Consider the following 10853-nt stretch of genomic DNA (forward strand, 5'->3'; position numbering starts at 1 on the left):
CAGCACCGCGCCCCGGGACGTCGACGGACGTCCCGGGGCGCGGTCGGTCGTGGCCGGACCGGGGGCGTCAGTGCACGCCCTTGGCCGCCCAGAAGTCCTGACGGGCCAGCACGCTGGTGTCCGTCTGGTCGGTGAAGAAGCCGTCCACGCCGAGCTCGTACAGGTACGTCGCCCAGCCGATCGCGTCGCCGTACGCGTTCGGGTCGGTGCCCCGGCGGTAGTCCAGCGGCAGGAAGGCGTTCTCGTTGCGCACCGTGTACGGGTGCAGCAGCAGGCCGGCCGCGTGCGCGTCCTGCACCAGGGTGGTCGGGGCCAGCAGCTTGCCGGTCGCGTCGACGGGCGCGATCAGCGTGGTGGTCGGGCCGATGCCGTGGGCGAAGGAGGAGATCCAGCGCAGGCCCTCGGGCTTCACCAGGTCGGCCACCGTGCGCTTGTCGCCGGCGAGCACGAAGTCGTACGGCTGGCTGGTCGGGCCGCTGAGCAGGAAGATCTTCGGGTTGTCGACCAGCTTGGCGAGCCGCTGCAGGCTGCTCGGCTCGAAGGACTGCAGGATCGCCCGGCCGTTGCGCCCGGCCAGGCCGGTGCGGCGCAGCTCGTCGGCGAGGCGCTCCTCCAGCGGCAGGCCGATCGAGCGGAAGTAGCTCGGGTGCTTGGTCTCGGGGTAGACCCACACGTCCCGGCCCAGCTCGCGGCCACGCTTGCGGGCGAAGTCGGCCACCTCGCGGAAGGTCGGGACCGCCCAGCGGCCGTCGTAGAGGGTGTTGCGCTGGCGCTGCTGCGGCAGGCGCTCCTTGGCGCGCAGGGTGCGCAGCTCGGCGAGGGTGAAGTCCTCGGTGAACCAGCCGGTCTGAGCCGCGCCGTCGATGGTCTTCGTCGTGCGGCGGCCGGCGAACTCCTTGTGGTCCGCGACGTCCGTGGTTTCCGCGATGTTGTTCTCGTGACGGACCACCAGGTGGCCGTCCTTGGTGGGGACGAGGTCCGGCTCGATGACGTCCGCGCCCAGCTGCAGCGCCAGGTCGTAGGAGCCCAGGGTGTGCTCGGGGCGGTAGCCGGGGGCTCCGCGGTGGCCGACGATCAGCGGATGCGGCAGCCGGTCCAGGCCGGTGCCGGTGCGCACCGGCGGGCGGGTGCCGCCCGGGCGGCCGGCGGCGGCGCGCTCGTCGGCGGCACCGGACTGCTCGTCGCCCGGCTGGTCCGCGCCGGGGGCGGCGAAGGCCTCGCCGGCACCGGCCGCGAAGGCCGCCGCGCCGATCCCGGCCGCACCGGTGACCCGCAGGAAGGACCGACGGGAGGAGGCGGCGGCGTCGGCGGACCCGGCGGGGGTGCCGCCGTCGGACGGACGGTACGTCATGGATGCTCCTAGCTGAGGGCGTCGCGGAGTGAGTGCCGCCCGCAGACTAGGAGCAGCGGCGCCCGGCCGGGTGGCCGTCGGACGAACTGCGGGAGAAGTTCCCGCACCCGCCGCCCCGGAGCACGGGGGAGGCCGGCCGCGGTCACGCACCGCGGCCGGCCTCCGCCCCGGGGCTCCCGGCCGGCCCGGCCAGGGACGGGCGGGGCCGGCGCGTCGGGAGGTGGTCCCCCGGGGGTGGTGGAGCGCCACCGATTCTGCTCCGGCGCCCGGCCGCCGGACCATCCCCGGAACCTGGGACGCCACGGGGCGGACGCCGCCCGTACGGCCCGCTCAGAGCGCGGCGAGCAGCTCCCGCCCCAGCGGCCAGTCGCCCAGCCCGGAGTCGGAGTTGAGGTGCCCGAAGGCACCGGGCTCGACGTAGCGCGCGCCCCAGGCGGCGGCGAACCGCCGGGCGCGCTCCGGGGTGACCCACGGGTCGTCGGTGCTGGAGACCACGGTGGCCGGGAACGGCAGCGGGGACAGCGCCACCGGGCGGAAGCCCAGCAGCTCGGGGACGTCCGCGTGATCGACGTCCGCGGGCGCCACCAGCAGCGCGCCGCGCACCGCCGCCGTCCGCGGGGCCGGCGCCCCGGCCGCCCAGCGGGCCACCGTCACGCAGGCGAGGCTGTGCGCGACCAGCACCACCGGGCCCTCGGCCGCCGCCGCGGCGACCGCCTCGTCCACCCGGGCCACCCAGGCGTGCGGATCCGGGTGCTCCCAGTCGTCCTGCCGCACCCGGACGAACGCCGCCGGGTCCGCGGCCTCCCAGCGGCTCTGCCAGTGGGCCGGCCCGGAGTTCTGGTAGCCGGGCAGGACGAGGAAGGTAGTGCGGTCGGACATCGGCGCGGGGCCCTCCGGGGAGAAGAAGTCACGGACACGACGACGCCGGGGCGCGGAAACCGCGCCCCGGCGTTGGGTCGAGGGCGAGGAGAGCGAAGGGGCTGGATTCAATAGGAGTGAGAAGGAAGCCCCTTCATGGCCTCGCCGCGGCTCACGCTACCAGTCAGACGGGAATCAGGTCGCGCAGATTTTCGGGGGTGACGACCCGGGAGTCCGGGTGCAGCCCCTCCGGCCGCTCCAGCCCGATGTAGGTCACCGGCCCGGCGGGGACCTCGGCGCCGTCCCACAGGGTGACGGTCGCGGCCCGCTGCCGCATCAGGTCGGTGAGGTGGCGGACGGTGAGGTACTCGCGTTCGACGACCCCGCGCAGCAGCGTCGCGACCGACACCCGGTTGTCCTCCACCCGGTTGGCGTCGGGCATGCCGACGAGGTACAGGTGCAGCCACTTGGCGTGCCAGCGGCCGTCGTCCCCGCGCAGGAACGCCAGCGGCAGGGCCACCCGCCCCGGGCCGCGCAGATCCGACTTCATCCGTACGGTGCGCGGCTCGAAGGGCCGCCCCGCCTGCTCGCCGTCGCGCAGCATGAAGCCGAAGAACGACTCCTCGACCTGCTCGAAGCCCTCGCCCGAGTAGACGTCGACCTGCGGGACCACGAACGCGGCCCGCACCGTGTCCAGCCGCAGGTTGATGAACTCCGACGCGCCCTCGGGCGCGTCGGTGATGTCCCCGGAGTGCTCGCCGCCGATCGCGGTGAGCGAGGTGTAGGAGAGCCAGGAGACGGTCTCGTAGGACTCGTTCAGCAGCAGCGCCGACAGATCGAGGTCGGTGCGCCGCTCGCGCTGCTTCCAGGACATGAAGAAGCGCAGCAGCTCGCCGTCGACCGGGCTGAGCGAGCCGCGGGGCAGCACGCCCAGGCCCGCGGACGTGGCGTTGCCGCTGAGCGGCAGGGCGACGTCGAGGACGGCCGGGTCGACCAGCAGGTGTCCCGGATCCGGCAGCCGCCGGCTCACCTCGGCGTCCAGCGCGGCGATCAGGCGCCCGTGCTCGGCGGGCGGCAACGGCGGCCGGACGTCGGCGAAGACCCGGCCGCGGCCGGTCCGGTTGACGAAGATCCGGTGCCCGCCGCCGTCGGCGCGCCGGTTCTGGAGGTGCTCGCGGACCGACAGCAGCAGGCGGCCGGACACCCGCCCGGCCGCCGCCTCGGCGGCGGCCACCACGGTCCCGCGCTGCTCCTCGGTGGCGCAGGCGCGCAGCAGGCGGTCGAGCGCGCGGAACAGCTTGCCCGGGGCGGCGGACAGCAGCCGCACCGCCGCCGAGACGTCCCCCGCGCCGAACGCCTCCTCGATGCGGCTGTCGAAGGACCGGGCCTCCCGCTCGCCCCGGGCGACCGCGAACACCTCGGCGGCGTGCGGCCGGCCCGGGTACTCGTGCGGGTGCAGCCGCTCGCCGAGGCGCTTGAACATCTCGCGGTGCGCGCCGACGTCGCCGAGCTTGGCGGGGGCGGCGGCGACCACCGCGTCCAGGCCGGCGATCAGCGCCCGGCGCACCGGCCGGGAGAAGGGGCGGAACCGGGTCGGCCGTGCGAGCGTGACGTCACCGTCCGACAGGGCGCAGGCCAGGCGCAGCACGTCGGTGACGGTGTCCAGCAGGAGGTCCGCCCCGGCGTCGAGGCGGGCCCGGTTGACGACGGCGCGGTTCTCCCGGACCGGGATCGCCCCGGGCTGCGGCCCGTGCGCGCAGTGCCCGGCGAGCTCGCCGAGGTCGCGCAGGGCCTCCTCGCCGAGCGGGGTGGCACTGCCCGCCAGCGCCAGGTACAGGGCGGTGAGCTCGTCCTCCAGCGGGCCGCCCGGGTGCAGCACGGTCAGCCGGTCGCCGGCGGCGGCGATCAGCTCGTCGTGGGCGGCGAGCAACTCGGCGTAGGTGTGCTGGTAGCGGCCGTAGCGGGGCAGCGTCAGCAGGTCGACCACACCGGCGTCGAGCTGGGCGAGGGTGTGCTCGCGGGTGTCATCGTCGGCGAGCGCCTCGCCGATGCAGCGCGCCCAGAAGTCGACGGTGTCCGGCACGTCGGCCGGGAAGTCCACGAAGTAGGCGTTGTGCCGGACGTGGTCGCCGGACAGCTCGCGCACGGTGGGCAGGGTGCGGAGGGCCGTGTCGTGGACGGCCTGCGCGCTCAGCCCCGACAGCCGCTCCAGCGACCCGGCCGAGAGCTTGAAGCCCACGGACATCAGCGCGGTGTCGAACTGCCGCGCCGCGGCCTCGCCGTTCCCGGCCGGACCGTCGGGGGCGGGCAGGCGGAAGGTGTGTCGGACGACCAGGGATTCGAGACGCTGGGACATTCCGGCATGATCCCAGAGCCGCGCGGGCCGCCGCACCCGGGTTTCCCGGGCCCGGCCGGCCCACCGGGGGCGCGCGCCACGGGGCGTGCGCCGTGCGCGGACGGTGCGCCCCGTTGCGTGCGGGGACCGGGTGCGGGAGGTTGGTCCGGGCCCCGGAGCGGAGCTCTCCGGCCCGGGCCCGCACCGTGTTCGACGACCGATCACTTCGGAGGGATGTCGGCGATGGCATCGAAGATCCTGCTCGTCACCGGGGACGCCGCGGAGTCACTGGAGGTGTTCTACCCGTACCAGCGGCTGCGCGAGGAGGGCTACCGGGTCGACATCGCGGCGCCGGCGAGGAAGCGGCTCCAGTTCGTGGTGCACGATTTCGTCGAGGGGTTCGACACCTACACCGAGAAGCCGGGCTACACCTGGCCCGCCGACCTGGCGTTCGCCGAGGTCGACCCGGCCGACTACGTGGCCCTGGTGATCCCGGGCGGGCGCGCCCCCGAGTACCTGCGCAACGACCCCGAGGTGCAGCGGATCGTCCGGCACTTCTACGAGGACGGGAAGCCGGTCGCCCAGATCTGCCACGGCCCGCTGGTGCCGGCCGCCGCCGGGGTGCTCGCCGGGCGGACGAGCGCCGCCTACCCGGCCCTGGAGCCGGACGTGCGGGCGGCGGGCGCGACCTACGTGGACGGCGAGGCGGTGGTGGACGGCGTGGTGGTCTCGGCCCGCGCCTGGCCCGACCACCCGGCGTGGCTGCGGGCGTTCATCGAGGTCCTGCGGGTCAAGGCCCCGGTCGACTGAACCGTCGCGCGCCGCGGCCACCCCCGGGACCCTAGGGGGCGGTCCCTGAGGAGACCTCGGGGCCGGCCCCTCCCTGAGGGGGAGCGACCCGCCGGACGCAGCTCGGACCAGCGGCGGACGACCTCCGCCGCGCCTCCTGTCAGAGTGTCAAATGCCGAGAACAGCACTGGTGTTGTGGGCACCGGCCGGCACGGACACAGGAGGGCTCATGGGCATGGTGGAACACGGGGACGGCGCGGCGGAGCAGGCCGGCCGCGGGGGGACGGGGCGCCGGCGGCGCCGCCCGGCCGCCCGGCTGGTGGCGCTCGTGCTCGCGGGCGCGGGCCTGGTGGGCGTGACGGCCCCGGCGGCCGGCGCCCTCGGCACCGCGCCACCGATCGGAACGGTGGCGGTGACCAGTACCCAGGACGAGGCGGCGCCGGACGCCGCCGGACGCGGGCCCCGGAAGGGCGTCGACACCGGGGCCCTGAACGCCGCGCTGCGCGGCATGGTCGACTCCGGCGGCACCTCCGCCTCGCTGGCCCGGGTCGGCGACCACGGCCGCACCCTGTGGAAGGGTGCCTCCGGCGTCGCCGACCGCACCACCGGCGCCCCGGCCTCGCCGGACGGCCGCTTCCGGATCGGCAGCGTGACCAAGACCTTCGTCGCCACCGTCGCCCTCCAGCTGGTCGCCGAGGGGCGGATCGGCCTGGACGACCCGGTGGAGCGCCTGCTGCCGGGCGCGGTGCCGAACGGCGCGGGCATCACCCTGCGCCAGCTGCTCGGCCACACCAGCGGGGTGTTCAACTACACCGAGGACGCCGCCTTCGACGTCGAGCAGCCCGGCTACATCGAGCAGTGGCTGGAGTCCGGCCGCTACACCCGCTGGACACCGCAGCAGCTCGTCGCGCTGGCCAACGCCCACCCGCCGTACTTCGCGCCCGGCCAGGGCTTCCACTACTCCAACACCAACTACGTCCTGGTCGGTCAGATCATCGAGCGGGCCACCGGCCGCAGCTGGCAGCAGGAGGTGGAGCGCCGCGTCGTCCGTCCGCTGCACCTGACCGGCACCTTCATGCCCGACCACGAGCCGACCGTCCCCGGCCCGCACGCGCACGGCTACTACGACCTGCCCACCGGCCCGGCCGACGTCACCGAGCTGGACCCGAGCATGGCGGGCGCCTCCGGCGCCGGGATCTCCACCACCGCCGACCTCAACACCTTCATCGCCGCCCTGATCGGCGGCCGGCTGCTGCCCCGCCCCCAGCTCGCGGAGATGATGCGGGCCACCCCGCAGAGCGAGGGCCGCTACGGCCTCGGCCTGGAGCGGGCGACCACCGACTGCGGGGTGCTCTGGGGCCACACCGGCGGCATCCCCGGCTACAACACCATCCTCTACACCACCGCCGACCTGCGCCGGCAGCTCGCGGTCTCGATGAACGCCCAGGGCCTCTCGACCCCGCCGGAGACCAGGGCGGCCTACGAGAAGCTCCAGAGCGCCGCGACCTGCACCGGCTGAGCGGGGCCACCCGGCCCCGGACCGGCGGAGCGGGGATGCCATCATGGCCCGCATCGACGGGCCGTCGTCACGAGGAGGACCAGGATGGCAGAGCCGCTGATCGCCGAAGTCGGGGGCCGGGTGCCCGCCGTCGACCCGGGCGCCTTCGTCGCGCCGAACGCGGTCGTGGTGGGCAGCGTGACGGTCGGCGCCGGGGCGAGCGTCTGGTACGGCGCGGTGCTGCGCGGGGACGCCGAGACGATCACGGTCGGCGCGGACAGCAACGTCCAGGACAACTGCACCCTGCACGCCGACCTCGGCTTCCCGCTGGTGATGGGGGAGCGGGTCTCGGTCGGCCACAACGCGGTGCTGCACGGCTGCGTGATCGAGGACGACGTACTGGTCGGGATGAACGCCACGGTGCTCAACGGCGCCCGGATCGGCGCGGGCTCCCTGGTCGCGGCCGGCGCCGTGGTGCCGCAGGGCACGGTGGTCCCGCCCGGTTCGCTGGTCGCCGGGGTGCCGGCCAGGATCCGCCGCGAGCTGACCGAGGAGGAACGGGCCGGCATCAAGATCAACGCGGAGGGCTACCTGCTGCTCGCCGACGGCCACCGGGAGCTGCGTCCGCGCTGACCAGCCCGCCCGCCTCCGGGGCCGGCGCGGGCCCGGGCACCCGGGCCGCGCCGCCGGCGGCGACCACGACCGTCGGCGCGGCCGTGCGCCGACGGTCGACGGCCCAGGCGGCCACCGCGATCGCCGCACCCGAGGCCGCCAGGCCGGAGCCGACCAGCGGCGGCGAGGTCCAGCCCAGCCCCGCGTCCAGCGCCAGCCCGCCGAAGAACGCGCCCTGGGCGTTGGCCAGGTTGAACGCGCCCTGCACCGTCGCCGAGGCCAGCGTCGGCGCGCTCCGAGCCTCGCGCATGACCAGCGTCTGCACCGCCGGCACGATCGCGAACCCGAACAGGCCGACCAGCACCACCGTCACCGCCGCCGACCACTCGGCGCGCGCGGTCACCGCGAACAGCGCCAGCACCGCCGCGAGCAGGACGAACGCACCGCAGACCGTCGGGCGCAGCGCGCGGTCGGCCGCGTACCCGCCGAGCAGGTTGCCGATCGTCATCCCCACCCCGAACAGCGCCAGCACCAGCGTCACCGAGCCGGTGGCGTAGCCGGACACCTCGGTCAGCAGCGGGGTGATGTAGGAGTAGCAGGCGAAGAAGCCGCCGCAGCCGAAGACCACGGTGGCCAGCGCCAGCCAGAGCTGACCGCTGCGGAACGCGCCCAGCTCGTGCCGCAGGCCCGCCTGCGCGGGGGAGGGCAGCGCCGGCACCAGCCGGGCGATCGCCACCGCCCCGGCCGCACCGATCGCGACCACCACCAGCATGGTCGCCCGCCACCCCAGGTGCTGGCCGAGCAGCGTCGCGGCCGGCACCCCGACGACATTGGCCAGGGTCAGGCCGGAGAACATCACGGCGACCGCCCGGGCCCGCTTGTCCGGCGTCACGAGCTCGGCCGCCGCCACCGCCCCGGCACCGAAGAACGCGCCGTGCGGCAGCCCGGTCACCAGCCGCGCGGCGGCCAGCGTCCAGAAGTCGGGGGCGAGCGCGCAGAGCAGGTTCCCGAAGGCGAAGAACGCGGCCAGCGCGACCAGCACCGCCTTCCGGGGCCGCCCGGCGGCGAGCGCGGTGAGCAGCGGCGCCCCGATCACCACGCCCAGCGCGTAGGCCGAGATCAGCCAGCCGGCCTGCGGGATCGAGACGTCCAGGCCGTCCGCGACCTGGGGGAGCAGTCCCATGGCGGCGAACTCGGTGGTTCCGATGGCGAACGCGGTGACGGCCAGGGCGACCAGCGCGAGGGGCACGGGGGTACTCCGGGAGGAACGGGGACGAGCGGGGATTGTTCGTCCGGAATCCTAATCGGACCGGATGACGCGCCCGTGTGGTGCGCGAGGCGGTCCGGTGACGGACGGGGGTCGCCACCCGGGCGTCCGCGCGGGAGACTGGGGTCATGTGCCGCAGTATCAAGACGCTCAGACCGCCCGTGACGCCCGACGCCACGGAGGAGGACTACCGCGCGGCCGCCCTCCAGTACGTGCGCAAGGTCTCCGGCTTCCGGGCCCCGGCCGCGCACAACCGCGAGGCCTTCGACCGGGCCGTGGACGCCGTCACCGAGGCCACCGCGAGCCTGCTCGCCGAGCTGGAGGTCCGCGGAGCCCCCGCCCGTGCGGCCCGGGCCGGCGTCTAGGGGGCCGTACAGGGAGCAGGAGGTCGGTGATGAGCTCCGTCACCCGCTACGCACTCACCTTCCCGGGCACCCCCGGAACCCAGGCCCCGCAGGACGTGGTCGTGGTCGCGCGCACCAGCGCCACCGGGCCCGGCGGGCACCCGGTGTACGAGGACGCCAGCGGCATCGTCCGGGCCGAGATCAGTGACGCGGGGGAGGTCAGGATGCTCGCCAGCGGCGGCCACCAGACGCCGCACTGCCCGGTCCACGCCCAGCCGCTGCCCTGACGCCCTGCTGACAGCACCGCGCCCGTGGGGCACACTCGCGGCATGACCACAGCACGCTGGCAGGGCACCGTCGTCGCCGAGAGCGAGGACACCGTCGTCGTCGAGGGCAACCACTACTTTCCGGTCGACTCCGTGCGCACCGAGTTCCTGCGCCCGTCCGAGACCACCACCTTCTGCGGCTGGAAGGGCACCGCGGAGTACTACTCGCTGCACGTCGACGGCGCGACCAACCCGGACGCCGCCTGGTACTACGCGGACCCCGACCCGGCGGCGGAGCACATCCGCGGGCGGGTGGCGTTCTGGCGGGGCGTGGAGATCACCGACTGACCCGACCGGCCCCCGACCGGCCCGACGGCCGACCCGACCGACCCGACGGCCGACCCGGCTGTCCCCCGTGCGTCCCCCGGCCGGGTCACCGGGACACGGCCGTCGTCGTCCTGTCGCAGGACCGCGACACCCCCGGGGCGTATCGCGCCGCGGCGCCGGGTACGGCCACACCATGGCAATCTTCAGGAAACCGGGACGCCCCGGGCAGCCCGAGCCCACCGCGGACGGCCTCGCCGACGAGCTGGCCGGCCTGGTCGAGGAACTCGAACCCGGGGAGCCCGCCGAGGGCGGCCCCGGCGAGCTCGCCGAGTACCGGGCGGACACCGAGCGCGGCCGGCGCCGCGGCGCCCGGCTGGTCGCCGCGATCGCCCGGCGGATCGGCACCGGCGGCCGGGCCGCCGCCAAGGGCGCCGCGGTCGGCGGCCGGGCCCTCACCGAGCAGCTGCTGCAGACCGCCCCGCGGATCCCGGTCCGCACCCTCGCCACCCTGCGCGCCCAGCACCCCGGCGCCGCCGACCCGGAGAAGCTCGCCGACCTGCTGGTCACCGGCGCGAGCCGGGCCTCCAGCGCGCTCGGCGCGGGCGTGGGCGCCGCCGCGATGCTCCCGGTGCCGCCCGCGATGCCGGTCGAGATCGCCGCCGAGACGATCGCCGTCGCCGCCGTCGAGATCAAGCTGATCGCCGAGCTGCACGAGGTCTACGGCCTGCCCGTCCGGGGCACCGCGACCCAGAAGGCCGGCGCGTACGTCGGCGCCTGGGCCAACCGCCGCGGCATCGACCCCACCCTGCTCGCCAAGCCGGCCGGCCTGGCCGCGATGGCGCTCGGCAGCGAGGTGCGCCAGCAGGTGCGCCGCCGGCTCACCCGCAGCTCGCTGCGCCGACTGCCGTCGCTGACCCCGCTGCTGGTCGGCGCGGGCATCGGCGCCACGATCAACCTGCGCGACACCCGCAAGGTGGCCCGCGAGGTCCGCGAGTCGCTGCGCCGGCTGCCTCCGGCGGACCCCGGGTACTGGGCGGCCGCCGCGCCCGCCGAGGGGCCCCGGCCCGGCGACTGACCGCCGCCCGCGGGCGGCGGGGCGGACCGGCCGGCCCCCGACGGGACCCGCCCGGCCGGGCCGCGGCGGCGGCCCCGCGCCCGGGGCGCCCGCCGGGGTCTGCGGGGCCCCCGCCCCCCGGCCCCGCATAA

At 75.9% G+C, this 10853-nt stretch carries 11 protein-coding genes; 7 read left to right on the forward strand and 4 right to left on the reverse strand.

Annotated features, from left to right (window positions below; all coding sequences use genetic code 11):
- Positions 1 to 67: 67 nt before the first annotated feature.
- The 3 genes from ACFXAM_RS24015 to ACFXAM_RS24025 form a co-directional block, all read right to left on the reverse strand.
- Positions 68 to 1351: a glycerophosphodiester phosphodiesterase gene (locus ACFXAM_RS24015; RefSeq protein WP_380294288.1), complete on the reverse strand. Its 1284-nt coding sequence runs from the start codon at positions 1349 to 1351 to the stop codon at positions 68 to 70.
- Positions 1352 to 1681: 330 nt separating this feature from the next.
- Positions 1682 to 2230 carry an RBBP9/YdeN family alpha/beta hydrolase gene (locus ACFXAM_RS24020; RefSeq protein WP_380294289.1) on the reverse strand — a complete coding sequence of 183 codons (549 nt, stop codon included), beginning with the start codon at positions 2228 to 2230 and terminating at the stop codon, positions 1682 to 1684.
- Positions 2231 to 2393: 163 nt separating this feature from the next.
- Positions 2394 to 4565 carry a hypothetical protein gene (locus ACFXAM_RS24025; RefSeq protein WP_380294290.1) on the reverse strand — a complete coding sequence of 724 codons (2172 nt, stop codon included), beginning with the start codon at positions 4563 to 4565 and terminating at the stop codon, positions 2394 to 2396.
- A gap of 222 nt (positions 4566 to 4787) precedes the next feature.
- Between ACFXAM_RS24025 and ACFXAM_RS24030 the strand changes: the two genes are divergently transcribed.
- From ACFXAM_RS24030 to ACFXAM_RS24040, 3 genes are all read left to right on the forward strand, one after another.
- Complete coding sequence (locus ACFXAM_RS24030; protein ID WP_380294291.1) at positions 4788 to 5354, forward strand: DJ-1/PfpI family protein; 567 nt, start codon at positions 4788 to 4790, stop codon at positions 5352 to 5354.
- Positions 5355 to 5562: 208 nt separating this feature from the next.
- Complete coding sequence (locus ACFXAM_RS24035; protein ID WP_380294292.1) at positions 5563 to 6852, forward strand: serine hydrolase domain-containing protein; 1290 nt, start codon at positions 5563 to 5565, stop codon at positions 6850 to 6852.
- Positions 6853 to 6936: 84 nt separating this feature from the next.
- On the forward strand, positions 6937 to 7464 hold the full coding sequence (locus ACFXAM_RS24040; RefSeq protein WP_380294293.1) for a gamma carbonic anhydrase family protein: 528 nt from the start codon (positions 6937 to 6939) through the stop codon (positions 7462 to 7464).
- On the opposite strand, the gene ACFXAM_RS24045 is transcribed toward ACFXAM_RS24040, so the two are convergent.
- Positions 7406 to 8692, reverse strand: a complete 1287-nt coding sequence (locus ACFXAM_RS24045) for an MFS transporter (protein ID WP_380294294.1) — start codon at positions 8690 to 8692, stop codon at positions 7406 to 7408. The two genes, ACFXAM_RS24040 and ACFXAM_RS24045, sit on opposite strands and share 59 nt — an antisense overlap.
- 146 nt (positions 8693 to 8838) lie before the next feature.
- Between ACFXAM_RS24045 and ACFXAM_RS24050 the strand changes: the two genes are divergently transcribed.
- The 4 genes from ACFXAM_RS24050 (at position 8839) to ACFXAM_RS24065 (ending at position 10722) form a co-directional block, all read left to right on the forward strand.
- Complete coding sequence (locus tag ACFXAM_RS24050; protein ID WP_380294295.1) at positions 8839 to 9075, forward strand: DUF2277 domain-containing protein; 237 nt, start codon at positions 8839 to 8841, stop codon at positions 9073 to 9075.
- 29 nt (positions 9076 to 9104) lie between these two features.
- Entirely contained in the window at positions 9105 to 9341 is a 237-nt protein-coding gene (locus ACFXAM_RS24055) for a DUF6296 family protein (protein ID WP_380294296.1), read from the forward strand.
- Between the two features lie 42 nt (positions 9342 to 9383).
- Entirely contained in the window at positions 9384 to 9668 is a 285-nt protein-coding gene (locus tag ACFXAM_RS24060) for a DUF427 domain-containing protein (RefSeq protein ID WP_380294297.1), read from the forward strand.
- A 172-nt stretch (positions 9669 to 9840) separates the two neighbouring features.
- Entirely contained in the window at positions 9841 to 10722 is an 882-nt protein-coding gene (locus tag ACFXAM_RS24065) for a hypothetical protein (RefSeq protein ID WP_380294298.1), read from the forward strand.
- Positions 10723 to 10853 lie beyond the last annotated feature (131 nt).

It is taken from the genome of Kitasatospora sp. NPDC059462 (genome assembly GCF_042749955.1).
Classification (GTDB): Bacteria; Actinomycetota; Actinomycetes; order Streptomycetales; family Streptomycetaceae; genus Kitasatospora.